Annotated in this window: 21 protein-coding genes and 1 pseudogene; 8 read left to right on the forward strand and 14 right to left on the reverse strand. The window is 60.4% G+C overall.

Features of this window, described 5'->3' with window-relative positions:
- Positions 1-876: 876 nt before the first annotated feature.
- Both FCU66_RS33270 and FCU66_RS33275 read left to right on the forward strand, forming a co-directional pair.
- Positions 877-1,239 carry a response regulator gene (locus tag FCU66_RS33270; RefSeq protein ID WP_136618682.1) on the forward strand — a complete coding sequence of 121 codons (363 nt, stop codon included), beginning with the start codon at positions 877-879 and terminating at the stop codon, positions 1,237-1,239.
- 177 nt (positions 1,240-1,416) lie between these two features.
- Positions 1,417-4,116, forward strand: a complete 2,700-nt coding sequence (locus tag FCU66_RS33275) for a PAS domain-containing hybrid sensor histidine kinase/response regulator (protein ID WP_281285573.1) — start codon at positions 1,417-1,419, stop codon at positions 4,114-4,116.
- A gap of 374 nt (positions 4,117-4,490) precedes the next feature.
- On the opposite strand, the gene FCU66_RS33280 is transcribed toward FCU66_RS33275, so the two are convergent.
- Positions 4,491-5,063 carry an NADPH-dependent FMN reductase gene (locus tag FCU66_RS33280; protein ID WP_210239723.1) on the reverse strand — a complete coding sequence of 191 codons (573 nt, stop codon included), beginning with the start codon at positions 5,061-5,063 and terminating at the stop codon, positions 4,491-4,493.
- 242 nt (positions 5,064-5,305) lie between these two features.
- Positions 5,306-6,070, reverse strand: a complete 765-nt coding sequence (locus FCU66_RS33285) for an SDR family NAD(P)-dependent oxidoreductase (protein WP_136618684.1) — start codon at positions 6,068-6,070, stop codon at positions 5,306-5,308.
- 160 nt (positions 6,071-6,230) lie between these two features.
- Between FCU66_RS33285 and FCU66_RS33290 the strand changes: the two genes are divergently transcribed.
- A complete protein-coding gene (locus tag FCU66_RS33290; RefSeq protein WP_136618685.1) occupies positions 6,231-7,214 on the forward strand; it encodes a LysR family transcriptional regulator in 984 nt (327 codons plus the stop codon).
- 23 nt (positions 7,215-7,237) lie between these two features.
- On the opposite strand, the gene FCU66_RS33295 is transcribed toward FCU66_RS33290, so the two are convergent.
- Complete coding sequence (locus FCU66_RS33295) at positions 7,238-8,512, reverse strand: patatin-like phospholipase family protein (protein WP_168991910.1); 1,275 nt, start codon at positions 8,510-8,512, stop codon at positions 7,238-7,240.
- Positions 8,513-9,000: 488 nt separating this feature from the next.
- On the reverse strand, positions 9,001-9,945 hold the full coding sequence (locus FCU66_RS33300; RefSeq protein ID WP_136618687.1) for an AraC family transcriptional regulator: 945 nt from the start codon (positions 9,943-9,945) through the stop codon (positions 9,001-9,003).
- 198 nt (positions 9,946-10,143) lie between these two features.
- On the opposite strand from FCU66_RS33300, the gene FCU66_RS41720 reads away from it, so the two are divergent.
- The 4 genes from FCU66_RS41720 (at position 10,144) to FCU66_RS33315 (ending at position 11,951) form a co-directional block, all read left to right on the forward strand.
- On the forward strand, positions 10,144-10,479 hold the full coding sequence (locus FCU66_RS41720; protein WP_206077131.1) for a Rossmann-fold NAD(P)-binding domain-containing protein: 336 nt from the start codon (positions 10,144-10,146) through the stop codon (positions 10,477-10,479).
- Entirely contained in the window at positions 10,479-10,937 is a 459-nt protein-coding gene (locus FCU66_RS41725; protein ID WP_206077132.1) for a Rossmann-fold NAD(P)-binding domain-containing protein, read from the forward strand. The genes FCU66_RS41720 and FCU66_RS41725 overlap by 1 nt, the downstream gene beginning before the upstream one ends.
- 133 nt (positions 10,938-11,070) lie before the next feature.
- On the forward strand, positions 11,071-11,502 hold the full coding sequence (locus FCU66_RS33310; RefSeq protein ID WP_136618688.1) for a nuclear transport factor 2 family protein: 432 nt from the start codon (positions 11,071-11,073) through the stop codon (positions 11,500-11,502).
- Positions 11,503-11,741: 239 nt separating this feature from the next.
- Complete coding sequence (locus tag FCU66_RS33315; protein ID WP_425462880.1) at positions 11,742-11,951, forward strand: DNA-binding protein; 210 nt, start codon at positions 11,742-11,744, stop codon at positions 11,949-11,951.
- Between the two features lie 301 nt (positions 11,952-12,252).
- On the opposite strand, the gene FCU66_RS33320 is transcribed toward FCU66_RS33315, so the two are convergent.
- From FCU66_RS33320 to FCU66_RS33360, 9 genes are all read right to left on the reverse strand, one after another.
- Positions 12,253-13,479, reverse strand: coding sequence for an MFS transporter (locus FCU66_RS33320; protein WP_136618690.1), 1,227 nt, complete (start codon positions 13,477-13,479; stop codon positions 12,253-12,255).
- Positions 13,476-14,864, reverse strand: coding sequence for an FAD-dependent oxidoreductase (locus FCU66_RS33325; RefSeq protein WP_136618691.1), 1,389 nt, complete (start codon positions 14,862-14,864; stop codon positions 13,476-13,478). Before FCU66_RS33325 ends, FCU66_RS33320 begins: the two co-directional genes overlap by 4 nt.
- Positions 14,865-14,908: 44 nt before the next feature.
- Entirely contained in the window at positions 14,909-15,229 is a 321-nt protein-coding gene (locus FCU66_RS33330; RefSeq protein ID WP_136618692.1) for an ArsR/SmtB family transcription factor, read from the reverse strand.
- A 76-nt stretch (positions 15,230-15,305) separates the two neighbouring features.
- Positions 15,306-16,172, reverse strand: coding sequence for a DMT family transporter (locus FCU66_RS33335; protein ID WP_136618693.1), 867 nt, complete (start codon positions 16,170-16,172; stop codon positions 15,306-15,308).
- A gap of 152 nt (positions 16,173-16,324) precedes the next feature.
- The gene (gene arsH, locus FCU66_RS33340; protein ID WP_281285571.1) at positions 16,325-17,026 is read right to left on the reverse strand and encodes an arsenical resistance protein ArsH; all 702 of its coding nucleotides are present in this window, start codon (positions 17,024-17,026) and stop codon (positions 16,325-16,327) included.
- A gap of 25 nt (positions 17,027-17,051) precedes the next feature.
- Complete coding sequence (gene arsC / locus FCU66_RS33345; protein WP_136618695.1) at positions 17,052-17,474, reverse strand: arsenate reductase (glutaredoxin); 423 nt, start codon at positions 17,472-17,474, stop codon at positions 17,052-17,054.
- Complete coding sequence (locus FCU66_RS33350; RefSeq protein ID WP_136618696.1) at positions 17,471-18,160, reverse strand: aquaporin; 690 nt, start codon at positions 18,158-18,160, stop codon at positions 17,471-17,473. Before FCU66_RS33350 ends, arsC begins: the two co-directional genes overlap by 4 nt.
- Before the next feature lie 5 nt (positions 18,161-18,165).
- Positions 18,166-18,678: an arsenate reductase ArsC gene (locus tag FCU66_RS33355; protein ID WP_136618697.1), complete on the reverse strand. Its 513-nt coding sequence runs from the start codon at positions 18,676-18,678 to the stop codon at positions 18,166-18,168.
- A gap of 9 nt (positions 18,679-18,687) precedes the next feature.
- Positions 18,688-19,020 carry an ArsR/SmtB family transcription factor gene (locus FCU66_RS33360; RefSeq protein ID WP_136618698.1) on the reverse strand — a complete coding sequence of 111 codons (333 nt, stop codon included), beginning with the start codon at positions 19,018-19,020 and terminating at the stop codon, positions 18,688-18,690.
- 64 nt (positions 19,021-19,084) lie between these two features.
- On the opposite strand from FCU66_RS33360, the pseudogene FCU66_RS33365 reads away from it, so the two are divergent.
- Positions 19,085-19,222: pseudogene (locus FCU66_RS33365) on the forward strand (transposase domain-containing protein); the annotation flags it as partial.
- A gap of 233 nt (positions 19,223-19,455) precedes the next feature.
- On the opposite strand, the gene FCU66_RS33370 reads toward FCU66_RS33365, so the two are convergent.
- Positions 19,456-20,067 (reverse strand): cadmium resistance transporter, encoded by a 612-nt coding sequence (locus tag FCU66_RS33370; protein ID WP_136618699.1) that lies wholly within the window; start codon positions 20,065-20,067, stop codon positions 19,456-19,458.
- Positions 20,068-20,354: the final 287 nt, after the last annotated feature.

Genomic DNA, 20,354 nt, shown 5'->3' on the forward strand with positions numbered 1-20,354 from the left:
CACATACGACCCGCAGAACCTCTTCCGGGTCAATCACAATATCTCGCCGGCGATGTAGCGCGACGATCATCCACGCCTCGGATATTCCTATTTAGGGTTTATTGGATTTTGAAGGCGCGGTTAACGTGGACGTCGTGCGACAGGCGCAAGTGCCCATGTCGTCCGCACCTTGGTTTTCCAGATCGGGACCAGATGCCAGTGGCTCCTACTTAGGCTTGAGTAAGGATCCCGTGGACTTCCTGTCCGATCGAAATGGACCGCGAGTGCTTGGTCGACTGCGCACAATACGGCGAAACGCTCAATCTGATCGTCGGACAGCTCGCAATCGGGGACTTTGTCGCGCACGGACTGCACTGCTGAAAAGGTTGAAATGATGCGTCCGGGACCACAGCAACCGACGTACCCCTGCACGGCGTCGATGACGTCGTCAGAAATAAGAAAGTTAAAGTACCGCGAGTTAGGTGTGGTGGAAGCTACGGTCCGGTTTAGCATTTCGCCTTCAGCAAGCCCCATCCCAGGGTAGCAGGTGGACGGATGTATCGGCAAGGACCGATCGTTAACATAAGGTCGTTGTTCGCCGAATTCTAATATACTCGCGTAGGGGCCTTCCGATCCCTGGCGAAGCCGTTCGCGCCCACCCGCATACCTCACATTCGCACTTCGCTGCGGTTGATACCTCCATGGCATCAGACACTCTTCGTGCCGGCGGCATGATCCCGCTCTTCTTGCACCGAAGCTTGGCGACAGCCTTCGCTCACGAACAATAATACGACACCTCATGGAACCTTCCCCCGAGACGCGAGTTTCGTGTTGACTGCGAACTCCGCAGTCGGGGACTTCTGATAACATGGCGATTTTGCCGCTCATGGCCCATTGATGGCCGTTATTCTCATCGTCGAAGACGAGGTATTCATCCGCCAAACCGCCGAGTGGACAATTGGCGACCTGGGTCACACCGTCCTCCTGGCTGGCGATCTGGCCGCCGCACTCTTGCATCTGTCGACGTCTCAACAAATTGACGCGCTCTTTGTCGATATCCGCCTCAGTGCATTGGCCCAAGGCGGATACGACGTGGCGAACCAGGCCATCAAGCTTCGGCCGGGATTGCGGGTGCTATACACGTCCGGCAGCCCTCTCACCGCCGATATGACAGAGATGTTCGTCGGCGGGGGGCAATTCCTTCAGAAGCCCTATTCTCCCGCTCAACTTGAATATTCCGTCAAAGAACTCCTTCACTAACATGGCTTCGTGGTTTTCAACATTTGAACGAGCCGCGGCCGAAAATACTTAGGAAACCTGATCTCGAATTTACCCACGGAGAAGGACATCGAGAACCTACTTGCCCTGTCCCCCGACAACGCAGCACATCAGCAGACGGAAGAGTCCATTGTTAAAGCGGGCGCCCTACAGAGCGCGATCTTCAACAGCGCAAACTTTTCCAGCATCGCCACCGACGCCAAAGGTGTGATTCAGATCTTCAACGTCGGCGCCGAGCGGATGCTTGGCTACACGGCTGCCGAAGTGATGAACACGATCACCCCGGCCGACATCTCCGATCCGCAGGAGTTGATCGCGCGCGCTCAAGCCTTGAGCGCCGAGCTTTCGACTTCGATCACGCCAGGCTTCGACGCCCTGGTGTTCAAGGCCTCGCGCGGAATCGAGGACATCTATGAGCTGACCTATATTCGCAAAGACGGAAGCCGGTTTCCAGCAGTGGTGTCAGTTACAGCCCTGCGCGATGCGCAGGACGGCATCATCGGGTACCTCCTGATCGGCACCGACAATACCGCGCGCAAGGAGGCTGAAGAGGCGCTCCTCCAGGCTGGCGCGTTGCAGAGCGCGATCTTCAACAGCGCCAACTTCTCTAGCATCGCCACCGACGCCAAAGGCGTGATTCAGATCTTCAATGTGGGCGCGGAGCGGATGCTTGGTTACACGGCGGCCGAGATGATGAACACGATCACGCCGGCCGACATCTCCGATCCGCAGGAGCTAATCTTGCGCGCTCGGACCTTGAGCATCGAACTCGCGACCACGATCGAGCCGGGGTTTGAGGCCCTGGTGTTCAAGGCCTCGCGCGGAATAGAAGACATCTACGAACTGACCTACATCCGCAAGGATGGAACGCGCTTCCCTGCAGTTGTGTCAGTCACAGCGCTACGCGACGCACAGAACGGGATCATCGGATACCTCCTGATCGGCACCGACAATACCGCGCGCAAACTGGTCGAAGAAGAGCAGAAGAAGTCCGACCAGCGTTTGCGCGATCAGCAATTCTACACGCGCTCGCTGATCGAATCGAACATCGACGCCCTGATGACGATCGACCCGGCCGGCATCATTACGGACGTCAACAAACAGACGGAGGCGCTCACTGGCTGCACCCGTGACGAATTGATCGGGGCGCCGTTCAAGGACTGCTTCACGGATCCGGAGCGGGCGGAAGCGGGCATCAAACGTGTGCTCAGTGAAAAGTCGGTGACCGATTACGAGCTTACGGCTCGCGCCCGAGACGGCAAACAGACCGTCGTGTCCTATAACGCCACGACGTTTTACGATCGGGGCCGCACATTGCAGGGCGTCTTCGCCGCAGCGCGCGATGTCACGGAGCGAAAGCGCGTGGAAGTGGAACTGCAGCAAGCCAAGGCGGCAGCCGAAAGCGCGAGCAGAACCAAATCCGATTTTCTTGCCAGCATGAGCCATGAGATCCGCACGCCCATGAATGCAATCATGGGCATCGCCGACCTCCTCGCAAAGACCCCGCTTTCACCCGAACAAGACAAGTACGTGCAGATCTTCCGCCGATCCGGCGACAACTTGCTGAACCTCATCAACGACATCCTGGACCTCTCGAAGGTCGAAGCCTCTCAGCTCGATCTGGAACGAACAGGCTTTTCGTTGAGCGACCACCTGGAAAAGGTGATCGAGATGGTGGCGCCTCGTGCCCATGAGAAAGGACTGGTGCTGGCGTGCGAAATTGAAACCAGTGTCGGCAATGATCTGGTCGGCGATCCGACGCGGCTGCGGCAAGTGCTCCTCAACCTGCTTGGCAATGCGATCAAGTTCACCCAATCGGGGCGCGTATTCTTGAAGGTTGAGCCAGATGGGGATCGCTTGGTTCCAACCGCCCTGCGGTTCACCGTTTCGGATACCGGTATAGGCATTGCAGCAGAGAAATTAGGGCAGGTGTTTGAACGGTTCACGCAGGCCGACTCATCGACCACCCGCAGGTTTGGTGGATCGGGTCTAGGTCTCACGATTTCGAAGCGCCTCGTGGAGTTGATGGGTGGACGCATCTGGGTGGAAAGCGAAGTTGGGAAAGGAAGCGTGTTTTGCTTTGCTCTCCCATTCGAGGTCTGGGCTGAGGCCAACCGGCCGGCGGCCACGCCCGCCGGCATGGGGTCAGAGGCACCGCTGCCCGCGCTGCGGATCCTTCTCGCCGAGGACTCACCCGACAATTGCACGATTGCCCTCGCCTATCTCGAGGATACTCCCTACCGGATCGACGTGGCCGAGACGGGAGTAGTGGCCTGCCAGATGTTCACGGCGGGCCATTACGATCTTGTCCTGATGGACCGACAGATGCCGCTCATGGACGGTTTGACCGCAACGCGAACCATTCGAGCGTGGGAAAAGACGAATGATCGGGCGCCAACACCGATCATCGCCCTGACGGCCTCTGCTCTGAAAGGGGATCGGGAGACATGTCTCGCGGCGGGGTGCACGGCCTATCTAAGCAAACCCATCAAACAGCACGTGCTGCTGCAAGCGATAAAGGACTATTCCGTGATGGCAGTGCCGTCGGCACGAAAGGATGGCGAGCCGCTGCACACGACCTCAAGGGCGGACCGAAGATTGAAGGAACGCACACCCGCCTATCTGAGGAATTGTCGGGAGGGCGTCATTGCGATGGTTGAAGCTCTGGATCGGTTTGACTTCGAGGCAGTCTTGATCCTGGGGCACAATATGAGGGGATCCGGTGGCGCGTTCGGATTCCAAGCCATTACGGACATTGGCGCAGGCCTTGAACAAGCGGCGGAAATCGCCGACGCCGAAGCGTCGCGAAAATGGGTAAGCGAATTGTCCAGCTATCTCGATCGTGTCGAGGTCATTTGATCGGCCGGTTGGAAAGATCAGCGAAGTCTGCGACTAGCGCCGAGTTGGTATGACTCATGAGGCCGAGGACAAATCGATCCCCGTTGTCTTCAGATCCACACGCGCACTGCCGCTGGAAAGGCGGCACCGCTAGAGTAGCAGAGAGGCCGCTCAGTCGTTCCGAGGGCGCTGGCTGGAAAGATACGCGTTCGGAATCCGTGGTTGATCGGGACGTCACAGTACTGAGCAAGCGTGAAAGACCACAAGTGGTCACTCGACACATGCCCCAGTTAGCGGCACCACCGTTTCAAAATCACAAGCATTTGATAAATATCACGAATCTGGTCATAGTGGTTTGATCCATAACGATCCCGCTCGATACCCCACGGGGCATTTCACAGGGCCCCTCGCTCGCTAATTTGCGTTCGCATGGTCTGCAGTGCCTGGCCCCAGGCGACGAGGTCATCGAGCATGGCGTTAACCGCCGCCGCCTGATGCGGACCGGGCTTGAACGTGGAGAAGTTCTCGAAATCGGTAAAAAGGGACAGTGCGACCTGGGCCCGCACGGGGGCAACCTTGATCTCGCCCATGATCAGTCGCAGATGCTCGACGGCGCGTGTTCCACCGACGCCGCCGTAGCCGACAAACCCGGCGGCCTTGTCATTCCATTCGCGGAACAGATAATCGATCGCGTTCTTGAGCGCGCCTGATGTCGAATGGTTGTATTCGGGCGTGACGAACACGAACGCATCGAAGGTCGCGATCTTTGCGGCCCAGGCTTTCGTGTGCGGCTGTCCATACTGGCCCATTGAGGGTGGAAGCGCTTCGTCGAGAAGTGGCAGGTCGAAGTCCGCGATGTCCACGACTTCGAACGAGGCATCGCTCCGCTGCGCTGCGATGCCGTGGACCCAGCGTGCAACGACATCGGCCTTGCGGCCGGGACGGGTGGTTCCGATGATGATCGCCACATTCAGCAATTGTCTTCTCCTTGGAGCAAGGGCAAGTTCTAAACCGAGGCCAAGATGCGCCGCTGTTTCAGACAGACTGCCGGCCACCGCACGTGCGGGCGCGATCGGCCCACACTCGGAGGTAATTGTACCGGTCCACTGCTAGTACGAAAATCCAAACAATATTGAAAAGTCTATTCAGAATTTTCGATATGCCAACCTGATTGATGCCGCAGCACCTCAGGCTATGACTGTGCGTGGCTCTACCAAGCGGTCTCGCCGCCGTCGACCAGGTAGTTGGCGCCTGTGATGTAAGACGCCCGGTCAGAGGCGATGAAGGCCGCGAGCTCCACGAGCTCCGCGGGCTGACCGAAGCGCTTGAGAAGCGTCTTTCTGGTTATCGCGTCCCGGGCCGCCTGGTTGTCGCCGAGGTCGCGGTCGGCGGCCGGGGTCAGGAACGGCCCGGGACTGATCGCCACCGCACGGATCCCATGGCGTGCGCCTTCGAGCGCTAATTGTCGCGTCATGGCGATGACGCCCGCCTTCGCTGCGACGTGCCCGACCATCAGGGGGGCCTCGTGGGCGATCATGCCTGCCGCGGACGCGACGTTTATGATGACACCGCCCCCGCGCCGGACCAGGTGCGGCCATGCGAACTTCGACACGAAGAAGGGAATGTCGAGCTCGCCAGCTATGGTCGCTCGCCAGTCATCGATAGAGAAGTCGGGCATCGGACCGAAGTATTGTATGGCAGCGTTGTTGTAGATTACGTCAAGACCGCCGTAAGCGGCCACGGCATCCTCAACCATCGTCCGCGCCTGTTCGGGGTCGGTGAGATCGATCGGCGCGATGCCAGTCATCTCACCGCCGGCGCGACGTACGAGTTCGACCGTCTCGTTGTTGGCATCAACCTTGATGTCGCACCCGACAACCTTTGCGCCTTCTCGCGCAAAGGTCTGTGCCGCGACGCGGCCCAGACCTCCTCCGGTGCCGGTGATCAGCACGACCTTCTTGTCAAGTATTCCCATAGCCTCCTCCTGGTCTGAACTGTCTCAGGGCAGTCGACCCTCAGCGCGTCGACTAGCCGGTCGATTTGAAATTGAGGCAGGCCCCCTCCGGGGAAGCTAGGACTTCTCTGAACCCGACAAAATCCGTATAAAACTGAAAGTCCTTTTCAAGGAATTCGAAATGCGGAGTCCAGCCACACCGAGCGTCGATCAGCTTCTGGTACTGCTTACAGTGGCCGAAACGGGTAGCTTTACCGCCGCCGCCAAACGCCTGGGGCGCGCCACGTCCGCCATCAGCTACGCGATCGACACGCTGGAACAACAGCTCGGTCTTTCGCTGTTCGATCGTGGAACGACGCGCAAGCCGAAGCTCACGCAACATGGCGAAGCGATCCTGTCTGAAGCCCGGGCGGTTGCCCACAGCATCGAGACATTACGCGCGCGGGTCCGGGGGTTCCTCGATGACCTTGAACCTGAAGTGTCGCTTGTGGTCGACAGCATGCTGCCAGGCGATCGGCTGACAAGGTTGCTTAGTGAATTCAACGCCCAGTTCCCCACGGTGCCAATTCGGCTCTTGGTGCAGACCCTTGGCGGGGTCGAGCGAGCGGTCCGAAACGGTCATGCTCGAATCGGCGTGGGAAGCCAACTGCACATGGACATGACGGGATTTCGCCGCATCGACATTGAAAGCGTCCAGATCATTCCCGTGGCTTCGCCGGACCATCCTCTGGCTCAGGCGAGCAAGGCTGCTCCACGGCAGGCAAGCGATTTCGTCCAGCTTGTTCTTTCGCAGCAACCGGCGGGAGAAAGCCGGGACTTCGGCGTTGTCAGCCTCAATACCTGGCGCATCGGTGATCAAGCAGCGAGGCACAAGCTTCTCCTCGCCGGACTCGGATGGGCCGGAATGCCGGAGCCGATCGTTCGCGCCGATATCGCATCCGGAAGGCTCGTGCGACTGAACCTTCCCGACTGGCGTGGTGGAGAATATACCCTGCAGGCCATACACATGACCGATACTCCGCCGGGTCCAGCCGGACGGTGGCTGATCGAGCGATTGGTGACCCTGTCCGACGAGGTCGAGCCGCCTCTTCTCGAAACGACAAAGCCGAGCAAGGCAAAGCGCGCCACCCGGACTAGGCCTTCAAAGCCCCATTCGTATAGCTGATCGCCGACGTCGTGCCTTCCCTGTCATAGGGCTGAAGCAGGCGCCGACGGTGGGCCTGAATGCCAGGCTCGCCCCGAAAGCCCCATCTGTTGGCCAACGAGAAAGAGCTCTCCCATGTACTCGCGGTCGAACTCCGATCGAGCCGCTTTCATGAATTCTGACGGAATGGAGGTAAACAAGGTGCGCGTGTTGGTTTCGCGAGCGATGCGATCCACTTCCCTCAAGTCCGATAGGCCCTGGTACTTTGTCAGGGTTGCGATGGATCGGGTCGCAAGCGGAAAAGTAGCTTCCTCGGTAGGCTTGTAGTCGGGTGTGAGCTTGCCGTTGCGGATCACGTAGAGGGTTCGTTCTCTCGCACCGCCAAACGCCGCTCGCTCGAATCGGGCGAAAATTATCCGCGGTGGCGCGAAGAAGATTTGAGCCGTGACGCCACCGTCGACATGCAGTTCGTCGCATGTGCGTCCGTTGGCGTTCACGCGTATTCGCACGGGAGGGAAAGCGACAGGGATGGCGCTCGATGCGAGCAGGACCCGAACGATGAGATCACGACGATCAGGCTGCTGGCTCGCAGCGATCGCCGAAAGATCCCAGATGACGGGGCGTTGAGCGTCAATGTTGGTGGTCTGCACGATCAGACGACGCCCCTTGGAGTACTCCCGCGCGATCGCGTCCACTACATCGTCCGTCAGGTATTGTTCGATCAAGCGCTTAAGTGGAGCCGTGTCATACCGGGATGATCCGAGGAGACCGAATATCCCGCGATCGATGACAAGGTCACTGTCGCCGTACTTCGTGAACACGGCCTTCAGCACCCCGTCATATTGAGGCCCAAGGAAGGCGAACGGGGCCGCAAGAGCGCCCGTCGAGACGCCTGTCACCACCTCGAAGTGAGGGCGCAGGCCGCTCCGGGTCCATCCGGTGAGAAAGCCGGCCGCGAAGGCGCCATCGCCGCCGCCGCCTGAGATGGCCAGAAAGTCGGCTTTCCTGGTGCTTGACCCCGGTTCGCCGGCAAGAGCGGCCTTGCTGACCTGGCCATATTGCCGGCGGATGCCCGCCTCCATCGCTGGCGTGAACTCGTCGCCCCAGAAGCGGATATCCTCGTAGCCGCTGACACGGGCAGCATCAAGCTGCGTCCCCGGCACGGCCGCGCGATCGCTCGTTGCAAGGCACCCACCCATCGTGGCCGTGAGGGTCATGATGAGAGCCGCGCGGGCTAGACGGCTAAATGTCTCCAACCCTACAGCAAATATTTTCCTCAGGGTGGCGCGGGCTCCAATCGTCTGGTCGAACAGGCGCATGTTCCAGTAGCCTTCCTCCCTGAACCGCCCCAGCGTCAGAGGGCTGGTCCCGGACGCATCGAGTGAACCATTAAGGCACTCCATGGACGGTGATCGATAAGCACCAGCACCGAGCTTTCGATTGTCAATTCGTCCGAATTGTTTGCGATCTTCTCTGAGACATGAGGCAGGCCCTTCCGGGGAAGCTAGGACTTCTCTGAACCCGACAAAATCCGTATAAAACTGAAAGTCCTTTTCAAGAAATTCGAAATGCGGAGCCCAGCGACAACGAGTTCGACCAGCTTCTGGCATTGCTGGCGGTGGTTGAATCGGGAAGTTTTTCCGCAGCCGCCAAGCGCCTGGGGTCGAGGCGTAGGCGCAGCGATGGACTGCGACACCGCAGCGGGGTCCGACGTGAACGTCAGGGAGAGCCGATGGACTTGAGGTAGGCGACGATGTCCGCGCGGTCCGGCGCCTTGGGCACGGCGATCGTCATTGTCGTGCGCGGGTTAGCCGAGGTGGATCTGGTCGCTTGCTGCCGGCCCGCTGCTGTGGGTCGACTGCTGTTGCCGCCATGCTCCGGGCGGGTATCCGTGGTGGCGTCGGAAGGCTGCGGCGAACGCATATGGCGAGCCGTAGCCGGTCAAGTTGGCGATTTCGGCCAGGTCCATTTTGCTACTACGCAGGTAGTCACGAGCCAAGGTCATTCGCCAATCCGTCAAATATTGCATGGGGGTCTGGCCGAGCGCATTGCCGAAAGCTCGTGCAAAGGAGGCGCGGGACAGTCCGCTGATCTTGGCGAGCTCGGGTACCGACCATGGGCGCCCTGGGTCTTCGTGTATCACCTGCAACGCCGCTTTCAGTCGTGGATGAGCCGACGCTCGGTACCAGCGGGGCGTGGTGGCGCTCTGGCGGAAAATGGCACGGATGGCGAGAACCAGAAGTATATCCAGGAGCCGGTCCAGCACTGTGTTCTGGCCAGGCTCAGGGGAAGCCAGCTCGCGGGACAGCAGGCTAGTCACGTCACGCAAAGGATCGCCGATCGGCGGCGAGAGTGGCATAACTTGGGGCAGTGCATTGAGAAGGCCGCTGCCGATATCCCCCGAAAGCCGGTAGGCGCCGCACAGGAACACCGTTGCCTGCGGGTCTTCCGGGAGGCGGCCAGCTCCATGGCGCGCCCGGAACTCCTCGGGTTCGAGGCAGTGGGCGCCGGGTTCATGGCCGATGTAGTGATCAGGCCCGCCCCGAACGAGTATCACATCGCCCGGCGAGAGCTGTATCGGGGTCTGCGAGGGATCGTCAAACCACAACCATCCCCGCCCCTGTGCGACAGCATGTACGGCGAGCTGCATAGAGCCGCCGAGCCGCAGCCCCCAAGGGGGCTTGGCGACGGTTCGGGCGAAAACGGCACCGGAGGCGCGCGCTCTCGTGAGGTGGTCAACTAGCAAATCCATGTTTCAATCACTAAGCAGGATAATCACCTCCGTCAACAATATGAGCGCCCTAATTAAAAAAACGAGAGTATTACGCATTGATCCGCTCAACGTTCGTTCTCATCATGCATTCACAACTGACAAACGGAGGAACGACATTTGACAGCTTCACGGCGGACAGCTCTTGTGCTCGGCGGTACCGGACGAACCGGAGCGCTCGTGGCGCAAAAACTTATCGAGCGAGGCCTGAATGCACGCACGGCCTCGCGCCGTGGCGCAGACGTGGTGTTCGACTGGGATGACAAGACGACGTATGCCCCGGCGCTCGACTGCGTTGACCGTGTCTACCTCGTCACGCCCATCATGCGGATCAAATTCGCCCGCCAGGCTGCGGAATTCCTCGACCTTGCCGTCGTCGCCGGGGTGCGCCACGTGACGTATCTCAGCACCTACCGCAGCGACCAGGCACCCCCGGAGGTCGACATCCGGGCCGTCGAGCTCGACCTGGTGCGCCGGGGGAGCTTCACCATTCCATATTGCGTCCGGCATGGGTAATGCAGAACTTCAGTGACGAACATTTGCCCCTCATCGACGGTACGATCACGGTGCCTACCGGCGACGGGGCGGAAGCCCTCGTTGATGCTGCGGACATCGCGGCGGTCGCGGTTGAGACGCTGGTCAACCCTGACGCCCATGCTGGCGCGGTATACGCGCCAACTGGCCCTCAATCGCTCACGGTCAGCGAGGTCGCCGGCATCATTGCCAGCGTAATCGGCCGGCCCGTCACCCATAACGACATTGATCCGGACGTGTGGATCAGCGGTGCGGTCAAAGCTGGCATCGTGCCTGCCGACTATTCAGTCATGCTTCGCTGGCTGACCGGGACGATCATCGCCGGCAACGGATCACGACCGAACGACGACATTGAAAAGGTCACGGGCCGGGCGGCAACCATCTTCCAGGACTTCGCCCGGCGAAGTGCAGCCGCGTGGGCACTGGAAGCGGCCAAGTGACCCTGCCCGTAATGACCAGGACGACTTCGCTGCGTCGGGCCTGTTTCCGCATCATTCATCGGGCAAGGGCGGCCGGTTTCGTCGACAGGCGGCACCTTGGCAGGTAACCAGCAAAACGCATGGAGAGATCAGAATGCCTAGCAAGAAATATTCTGCCTATGAGGGTGCCGAGCCCTATTTCGAACTGGTCCGAAGGGCACTGGGGGACCTCGTCGACGGCGAGCACTTCTTCGACATCGTCGCTGACGACATCGCCTACGAGGTCCGCTACAATCTGGGCTGGCCTCGTGTGGTCCGGGGACGCGCCGATCTGATGGGCCAGTTCGGCGGATATGTCGGCAGTATCAGGATCCGGTCCGCAGACAAGTTGATCGTCAACAGAGCGGAAAACGGCCGAGTCGTCGTCATCGAATACGAAGTCCATGGGGCGATCCTCGCGACGGGTGCCAAGTATGAGAATCGGTTCTGCTCGATCATCGAACTTGAAAACCGGAAGATCACGCACTGGCGAGACTACATGGACTCGCACGCGGCCTGGAACGCATTGACAGCGAGCATTGCCTGACTGCAGCATGGATAGCGATTAGGTTCTCGACTGCGATTGCTTCAAGCTACTGGGTGTGCCCCACTCGCGTCGCATGGACAAGGCGAACCCAGCGCCTCAGGTGACTGCGGGTCTGCTCGTGCGAAATGTCTGCTGTTGGGCGCAATGCGGCCATCATCGCCTGAGCCCTTTTGTGCAACAGGCTGCTGCACGTTTGCTTGTCCCCAGGAGATCTCGTGTCGACCCCCGCCTATCTCACGATGGAAGAAGTCGTTGCCCGTTACCGTGGCCAAGTCAGCGAAGGTACCCTGCGGAACTGGAGAACGATGCGCATCGGTCCATCCTACATCAAGATCGGCAAAGCGGTCCTCTATCCCGTCAGCGAGCTCGATCGTTGGGACAAATCCAATCTGGTGGTTTGCAGACCGTCTCGATCTTTGTCGCTGGAGGAATGTGCTCCGGCATGTTGAACCGCGTCATTGCGACTGGCTTTCACTGTTCGCACGATACGATATGGTCCGATTCACGATACGGAATCCGTGATCAGGCAGGACAATCGAGTATCATGGAAATTCTTCCATGATTGTTGGGTATTTATCCTTGGTGGTCACGCGTCACATATACCAGTTAGCGACCCCAGTTGATTTTAAAAGTTTGCCAAACTATTGAAATACAACAAGGATTGTTCTACGCATACGTTGATCCACAATGATCCCGCTCGATACCCTACGGGCACGAACAGTCACGAACCCCCACAAGGGGCTTGAAACTTTATCGTGGCTGGACTTGAAACTCCCGTCGACTGACAATCAGCCATCCCAAACCGCATGCCAAGGCGACGTTGATCAGCGCCAGGCCGGAAAGCGTAGCCAGCGCGCCGTAGGCGCCGAAGCGCTCAAGTAGCAATGCGCCAAGGGACGGCGCAGCCGCCTGGGCAATCAGGCTCGGCATGGCAAGGCGACCCATCAGCTTGGCGTAGCCATCATAGCCGAATATCGCGAGCGGTAATGTGCCACGCGCGATGGATTCAAGACCGATCCCAGCTCCGTAAAACGCGAGTGCCAACGGGACGATAGGCATGCCGAGCCAGAGGGCCGAGACGCCGATCGCGACGAAAGCGACCGACGCAAACTTGGTCCAGATCGGGTGATGGAAGCGCGCGATCATCATCTCGATCGTCCGCGCGGCAACCTGGGAAGGGCCAACGAGCGCGCCCAGGCCCACGGCCGCGGCAAGTGTCATCCCGTTTTTCTGCAGGATCGTCAGCAGATGCACCGACAGGGTCGAAGAGATCACGGCTGCTAGCGTAAGGGTCGCGGCCAGCACGATTATAATCGGGAGATTGGAGTCCGTTTGCAAGGCAGGCGTCGCTGCCCCACTCGATGTGGCTTTGGCTGTCGGTGTCGGCAGGCCGCGAGGCAAGATCACAAGGTAAAGCGGCAAAGCTATGAAAAGCTGAACGGCGGCGTAAACCAGACAGGTGCCGCGCCAGCCGATCTCGCCCAGCAGAAACGCCGAGATCGGCCAGCACACCGTGCTCGCAAAGCCGCCGAACAGCGTCAGCGTCGTGATGGCGGACCGCGCCGCATGGCCGTAGAGCCGGCCAAGCGTCCCGAATGCGGCGTCGTAGAGTCCTGCCCCCATCCCGAGGCCTATTACCAGCCAGGCCACAATGTACGCGGCCACATTGGGAGCGACCGCCAGCCCGACTTGGCCGAGCCCGATGCATCCCGCGCTGAACGCCAGGACGTTTCGGCCACCGTGTCTTTCGATCGAAGAACCGACATGCGGCGAGATGACTCCCGCCGTGAGCAATCCGAGAGACAGGCCTCCAACGACCCACGGCAAGGGCCAGCCTGTGTCCGCAGCGACCGCCGGCGCAATGACCGCGGGGAGATAATACGATGATCCCCACGCCATGATCTGCGTGACGCCAAGCGTGGTGATGATCGTGCGCCGACTGGGCACGGTGGCGGCCGTTGGCGGTGACGAGGTCATGCCGCAGCGCTGCAGCCGCAGCCAGACTTGCCACTCTCCTTGGCCTGGGCATCCGCCACACAGCAAGCATCAACCGCCGCCGGCGCCGGGCCACCGCAGCAGCCTTCGGCTGACGAGCCGAAGAAGGATGCCGGCACCGTGCAAACTCCCGTCTCCGGCAGCACCAGTTGCACGGCATCCGCGGCCGCTATGTCACCTGCGATCGCCGCAGCCACCGACCGGGCCTGTTCGTAGCCCGTCAACAACAGGAATGTCGGAGCGCGGCCGTAGCTCTTGATCCCGACCGTATAGAACCCCGGTTCCGGATGGCTGAGTTCACGGTGGCCATGCGGCGGGACGTCCCCACAAGAGTGCTCATTGGGATCGATGAGAGGACCGAGGGCCTTCACGCTTTCAAGCCATGGATCGAGGTCGAGCCGCAGCTCGCGAGTCAAGGCGAGGTCCGGGCGCTGGCCGGTGGCGGCGATAATCCTGTCGACGGGACCGATGGTTTGAAGACCATTTTCTGTTTGCCCCTCCACAAGCAGACGGCCGTCAACCTCCCGGATCGCTGCCGTGGCAAACCCGGTAACAAGTCGGACGCGGCCGCTTTCGGCGAGATCCCTGACTTCGGAGCCGAGTTCGCCGCGTGCCGGCAACGCATCTGCATCGCCGCCACCGTAGATCCGGACCAGGTCGGTGCTGCGCGTCGTCCAGATTGCTGAAGTGCCCGTGGCGGTTTCGGATAGTTTGACTAATTCCAGCAACGCGTTGGCGGCGGAATGACCAGCTCCCACCACGAGAGTTGTACGGCCCGCATAGAGATCGCGATCGCTGCCGAGGACATCAGGTATGCCGTAGGCGATCCGGTGGCCGAACTCGTTCTCGCCTTCAGCGGAGATCCCCCCTGCGCCAAGCGGATTCGGTGTTTGCCATGTGCCTGATGCGTCGATTACAGCGCGTGCCTTATCCCTGCGCCTGCCGCCGGCAGTTTCGACTATCAGCATGAAGGGCTTAGTTGCACGACCTTTGCTGACAACCTTGTCGGCGCCCCATCGGGACACAGCGATGACGCGAGCATTGGTTTCGATGGACGGCGCCAGTTCCGGAAGTTGCGCGAGCGGGCCGATGTATTGGGCGACGATGTCATCCGCGGTGGGAAATGCCTCAAGCTCGGGCATTTTCCACCCGTGGGCCTCGAGCAGCTGCCGCGCAACAGCGTCAACGCAATAGCGCCAGGGCGTGAAGACCCGCACGTGCCTCCAGTCCAAAAGGTTCGAACCGGCATGCGAGCCTGCCTCGTAAACCTTCACCTTCAGCCCGCGGCGGATGAGTTGAGCTGCCGCGGCCAAGCCGACCGGACCTGCGCCGATCACGGCCACCGGGAGATCTGCGATTGTGTCCATTTTTCGATCCTTCCAGTATCTTCGAATTACCTAGGCAAAAAAAGTCAAGCCATAGCTTTGCTGGTCGCCGGTGCACATTTCGCGTCTGCACAGCACTCGTCAGCCAAATAACCAATCAATTCATTCATCCCAGGATAGTTGGCACGGCAGATCAGCGTCGTCGCCTGCCGTTCCTGCTTGACAAGACCGGTGTCGACCAGCCGCTTGAGGTGATGCGAAAGCGTCGATGAAGGGATGTCGAGCTTCTCCTGGATGCTGCCGACCGGAAGGCCGTCATCCCCGGCGCGGACCAGGATGCGGTAGAGTTGAAGCCGCGTTGGGTTGCCGAGCGCTTCGAGCTGAGAGGCTGCTTTTTCGAGTTTCATGGAAATATGATTAGACCCGAAAGTCCGTGCGGTCAAGCTAATTTCGAAAAATGTGGAAATAGGATGCAGCAGCCCTTTACGCTACCTGCAGTTCGGATTTCGTCGGTGCGCGAACAACAAGGCCGAGACCGATCAGGATCACCGCCCCTCCAGCCAGCACTGACGGCGAAGGGCGTTCGTTCAGGAAAAGGAAGGCTATGATCACGCCGATGATCGGCATCAGCAACGCGAATGGAGCGACTTGGTCGATGCGATATCGGCGAAGCAGGCCATACCAGATACTGTAAGCCGCCACGAAGCCGCCGAGAGCCAGCACGGCGATTGCCGCCCAGTCGAAAAGGCCTGCATTGAACAGGGCCTGGCGCTGCCCGGTTTCGAGCAGGAGCGACATCGCCAGCAGCTGAGGGGCCGCGATGGCGGACATCATTCCCATGAGCTGACCGCCCGAATCCTTCGACGCCGCCCGTATGATCCCTTGCGCGATGCCCCAGCAGAGCGTGCCCAGAACGATGAGAAGCAAGCCCCTGAATTGGCCGACCGACTCCGGCATGCCCACGACAAGCGCCACGCCCGCGAGCGAGAGCGCGATTCCGCTTAGCCGACGGCCGTTCATGCGCTCCTGGCCGATCGCCCAAGCCGCCAGAACGGCGAAGGGAACCTGGGACTGGACTGTCAGGACCGCCATCGTCGCAGGCACGAGGGCAATGCCGCTGAATATGAGCGCGCTTTGCAGGCTTCCGCCGAGCGTCGCCGCGGCGACTAGCGCCCACACCGGAGTCTGCCGCCTGCTTGATGGCCGGAACAGCGCGAGTGCCGTAACCGCATAGACGATCGCCATCAGGAACATGGGAGGGAAGGTTTGCATGGCGGGCTTGGCGATGGTGTAGGCGATCGCCCACAGCGCGGGGGGCAGGGTCGCCAACGCAACGTCGCGCGGTCTCATTGCGCCCTCGCCCGGTCGCCGAATCTGCAGAGCGGTTCAGTTGCCATCGGTTGCCCCAGAGACAAACCGACAGGCGATGAATGCCTACGGTTGCGCCCAATAGTCTGCCTGCCGCGTGCCGCCCGCCGTCCTGTCTGCGGCAGGAAGGTGCCTCAGATCGACCGCTGGCTCACCCGCTTGGCGACCTCTTCCGCGTTTTCGACCCGCTCGGAATAGCGGTCCGTGAGATAGGCTGAACGGTCGCGCAGGAGGAGCGTGAACTTCATCAGTTCCTCCATCACGTCGACGATCCGGTTGTAGTACGAGGACGGCTTCATGCGGCCTGCCTCGTCGAACTCTGCGAAGGCCTTTGCCACCGAAGATTGGTTGGGAATGGTGAACATCCGCATCCAGCGCCCAAGGATGCGAAGCTGGTTGACGGCGTTGAAGCTCTGCGAGCCGCCGGAGACCTGCATGACGGCGAGCGTCCTGCCCTGCGTCGGGCGTACTCCGCCCATCGATAGGGGCAGCCAGTCGATCTGCGCCTTCATCACTCCCGTCATGGAACCGTGCCGTTCCGGAGAGCACCAGACCTGGGCCTCCGACCAGATCGACAGGTCCCGGAGTTCCTGGACCTTCGGATGGTCGGCCGACGTCGAATCCGGCAGCGGCAGGCCCGAAGGATTGTAGATACGAACCTCTGCGCCGAGGCGGCGCAGGATGCGAGCCGCCTCTTCGGTGGCGAGCCGGGAATAGGAGCGTTCCCGCAGCGAACCGTAAAGCATCAGCACGCGTGGCCTGTGAATGGAGCGCGGCGCGTCGAGCAGTGCTTGCAGGTCGATCGGCCGGAATTGCTTTTCGTCCACGCTCGGCAACGAGTCGTCTGCCGTCTGGTCCCGATCAGGCAATACGCTTGCCCCTGGTGTCGACGACGACCTCGCCATCCTCTTTTACGAACGGCCCGATATTGGAGTTGGGCAGGATGTCGAGAACCGCTTCCGAAGGCCGCGCGAGAACGACGCCGAGAGGCGTCACCACGATCGGCCGATTGATCAGGATCGGATGCGCCATCATGAAATCGAGGATCTCATCGTCGGTCCACTTGGGATTGCCGAGATCGAGTTCCGCGTAAGGCGTGCCCTTCTCGCGCAGCAATTGGCGAGGCGTCTTTCCCATCGCGGCAATCAGCTCGATGAGCTTTTCACGCGATGGCGGGTTCTTCAGATATTCGATCACTTGCGGCTCTTCGCCGGACTGGCGGATCATTGCCAACGTGTTCCGGGAGGTGCCGCAGTTAGGGTTGTGGTAGATTGTAACAGTCATTCGGCGGCCTTCATCTGTCTGATTGGTTTCGGTTCGGCAAGCAGCCAGCCCGCCAGCGCCATCGCGAGCAAGGCCCCTAGCAATTCGGCTGCAATGAAGCCCGGCAGGTCGATCGGGCGGATGCCGGAAAACGTGTCCGAAAAGGCGCGGGCGATCGCGACAGCCGGGTTGGCGAAGGAGGTCGAAGCGGTGAACCAGTAGGCGGCGGTGATGTACAGCCCGACCAGCCATGGGATCGCGTCGGAGCGGAAGCGCAGGCCTGCCAGGATGGTGAAGACGAGACCGAAGGCTGCGACCGCCTCCGCGATCCATTGCCCGGTTCCGGTCCGTACCGTCGCGGAGGCCTGCAAGATCGGCAGTTCGAACATGGCGTGGGCCAGAAACGTCCCGGCGATGCCGCCCGCGACCTGGGCGATGACATAGGCAAGCGCCGCGTTCGCCTCGATCTCGCGACGGAGCGCGAAAACCAGCGTGACGGCCGGGTTGAAATGCGCTCCCGATATCGGTCCCAGTATCGTGATCAGCACCACGAGGATCGCCCCTGTCGGCAGCGTGTTGCCCAATAGCGAAACGGCTACGTCGTGCGTCAGCCGGGCGGCCATGATGCCCGAGCCGACCACGGTCGCGACGAGTAACGCCGTTCCCAATGCTTCCGCGACGATGCGGCGTGACAGGTCGTTCGCCACGAGCTTCAGCCGGCTTTCGGCAGGTTGCGGCCGATTTCATCCAGGCGCTTCTGCAGGGCAAGCTTGTCGACCATGTTCATCGGCAGGCTGATAAAGATCGAAATCCGGTTGTTGAGCATGCGATAGGCCTCAGCGAAGGCCAGGTGCTTTTCAGCATCGGTGCCCTCCACGTCAGCCGGATCAGGCACGCCCCAATGTGCCGTCATCGGTTGCCCCGGCCAGACCGGGCACGATTCGTTGGCGGCGTTATCGCACACCGTGAAAACGAAGTTCATTTCCGGCGCACCAGGCACCGCGAATTCCTCCCAGTCCTTCGAACGGGCGAAGGAGGTATCGTAATTCAGGTTTTTCAGGAGCTGGAGCGTGTAGGGGTGAACCTTTCCCTTGGGGTGCGATCCGGCCGAATAGGCCTTGAACTTGCCGGCGCCGACACGGTTCAGAATGGCTTCGGCGATGATCGACCTTGCCGAGTTGCCGGTGCAGAGGAAAAGAACGTTGTAGGCTCGCTCATGGCGTATGCCTCCCTTCTAGCATTTGCATGTCACCGCCTGGATCACGGGCTGACAGAGTTCCGGCGCGCCGTTGCAGCAATCCTCCATGAGGTAAGCGAGCAGGTCGCGGAAGCCGGTCATATCGGCGACGTAACGGATTGTCCGGCCGTCACGCTCGGCGCGGACCAGGCCTGCATGGTCGAGAACCTTCAGGTGCGCCGACATGGTGTTCTGCACCGTATCAAGCCGTGATGCGACTTCACCGGCGGGTATGCCATCGGCGCCTGCCTTGATCAGCATGCGAAAGACCTCGAGCCGGGTATCCTGGCCGAGTGCTGCCAAAGCGAGGAGAGCGGACTTTTTATCCATGTATCCATAAATCCGGAATTAAGGGTACGTACCGCCAACATATGACAGCCGCATGACGATAGGCAAGTTGAACGACGTCGAGCCGCTCGGCTACCTGGCCGACGTGCTCGCCAAGATCGTCAATGGCCACCCAAACAGTCAGATCGACGATCTCTTGCCCTGGGCCTATATCAATCCTCCCGAGCTTAACGCCGTGGCCTGAGAACGCCATTGCGTTCTTGCACCTGTGCCATTCGCGCAAATAGCGCAACGCCACGTCCAAGGCAGCGTGCGCACTCCCGTTAACGATCTTTGCGGTGTAATCCCCAGCTCGCCCGGGGTGATCAGCTTTCCATCACGTGTCGGCCGTCAAGATGAATAAGGCGGCATTCCTGGCCGGGGTCTGATGGCAAACTGCCGTGCAGCTTGGCTCACGAAGCATTCTGGTGATCGGTCTTAAACGGGCGATTGTATATTTCGCATACCCATCAGTACGAGTGAGCCTGACTCGTAAAGGATAAAGACCCCAATTCCGATAAGGGCAAACGGCACCAGCCAGTGGCCATAACGCCGAATCGGCGCGCCCAAGGATCGGTGATTCACCAGCCAGTGGGAGAACGCCAGCCAGACTGCCACGCCGATAGCAAAGACCGCGATTATGATGCCGATCTCGGCTCTTGTGCTGGTGGCAAAGACGGGCGTGTAGATGCCGATATTGTCGCTTCCGTTGGCCATAGTGACCGCTGCCACCGCAAGCACGTTACCTACCCCAGCCTTGGGCACTGCCGCTTCATTGCCCTCATCACCGCGCCACGCGTCGTAAAGCTTTTTCAGGCCTATCATAACCGGAAGAAACCCGAGCAGGCCAACGTAGGCGGGCGCAAGCACCAGCGAGACGAGGGATGCAACCAAGCTCACCAGCACCAGCGCCGTGAAGCCCACGTATTGCCCAATAATGACTTGGCGAGCATGGAACTTGCGGTGGCCGAAGAAGCCAAGCAACACAAAGATGTCGTCGATATTGGAGGCCGCAAACATGGTGATGGCCACACCGATGGTGCTCAGCATATGCGGCAGGTCCGGTTTCGCGCTGGCCCCTTCTCGCCTAACAGGCTGGCGTGGTCAACGCTCCCTGTCTGGAGCCGCCAAATCTACATCGCCGCCCCGAGCCTCAAGACCGTGGCCTGGGAACACCGCTTGCAATGCTCGACCCATTGATGACGGCTCAGCCCTGGGGTGCAGGTCTGGCAACGGCAGCCAAGGATGGTTTTACCAGGGTAAACCTCAGTTGATTGGCTCCCGCCATCGGCCGAGATGGGCGGAAAATCGCTGTTCGGCTCAACTGAACGCACAAA

This window comes from Mesorhizobium norvegicum (genome assembly GCF_004919685.1).
GTDB classification, from domain to species: domain Bacteria; phylum Pseudomonadota; class Alphaproteobacteria; order Rhizobiales; family Rhizobiaceae; genus Mesorhizobium; species Mesorhizobium norvegicum.

Coding starts and splice junctions, on each gene's coding strand:
- FCU66_RS33270 (WP_136618682.1), top strand. CDS start 877: ATGGCCGTTATTCTCATCGTCGAAGACGAGGTATTCATCCGCCAAACC.
- FCU66_RS33285 (WP_136618684.1), bottom strand. CDS start 6,070: ATGGGAATACTTGACAAGAAGGTCGTGCTGATCACCGGCACCGGAGGA.
- FCU66_RS33290 (WP_136618685.1), top strand. CDS start 6,231: ATGCGGAGTCCAGCCACACCGAGCGTCGATCAGCTTCTGGTACTGCTT.
- FCU66_RS33295 (WP_168991910.1), bottom strand. CDS start 8,512: ATGCGCCTGTTCGACCAGACGATTGGAGCCCGCGCCACCCTGAGGAAA.
- FCU66_RS33300 (WP_136618687.1), bottom strand. CDS start 9,945: ATGGATTTGCTAGTTGACCACCTCACGAGAGCGCGCGCCTCCGGTGCC.
- FCU66_RS41725 (WP_206077132.1), top strand. CDS start 10,479: ATGCAGAACTTCAGTGACGAACATTTGCCCCTCATCGACGGTACGATC.
- FCU66_RS33310 (WP_136618688.1), top strand. CDS start 11,071: ATGCCTAGCAAGAAATATTCTGCCTATGAGGGTGCCGAGCCCTATTTC.
- FCU66_RS33315 (WP_425462880.1), top strand. CDS start 11,742: ATGGAAGAAGTCGTTGCCCGTTACCGTGGCCAAGTCAGCGAAGGTACC.
- FCU66_RS33320 (WP_136618690.1), bottom strand. CDS start 13,479: ATGACCTCGTCACCGCCAACGGCCGCCACCGTGCCCAGTCGGCGCACG.
- FCU66_RS33325 (WP_136618691.1), bottom strand. CDS start 14,864: ATGGACACAATCGCAGATCTCCCGGTGGCCGTGATCGGCGCAGGTCCG.
- FCU66_RS33330 (WP_136618692.1), bottom strand. CDS start 15,229: ATGAAACTCGAAAAAGCAGCCTCTCAGCTCGAAGCGCTCGGCAACCCA.
- FCU66_RS33335 (WP_136618693.1), bottom strand. CDS start 16,172: ATGAGACCGCGCGACGTTGCGTTGGCGACCCTGCCCCCCGCGCTGTGG.
- arsC (WP_136618695.1), bottom strand. CDS start 17,474: ATGACTGTTACAATCTACCACAACCCTAACTGCGGCACCTCCCGGAAC.
- FCU66_RS33360 (WP_136618698.1), bottom strand. CDS start 19,020: ATGGATAAAAAGTCCGCTCTCCTCGCTTTGGCAGCACTCGGCCAGGAT.
- FCU66_RS33370 (WP_136618699.1), bottom strand. CDS start 20,067: ATGCTGAGCACCATCGGTGTGGCCATCACCATGTTTGCGGCCTCCAAT.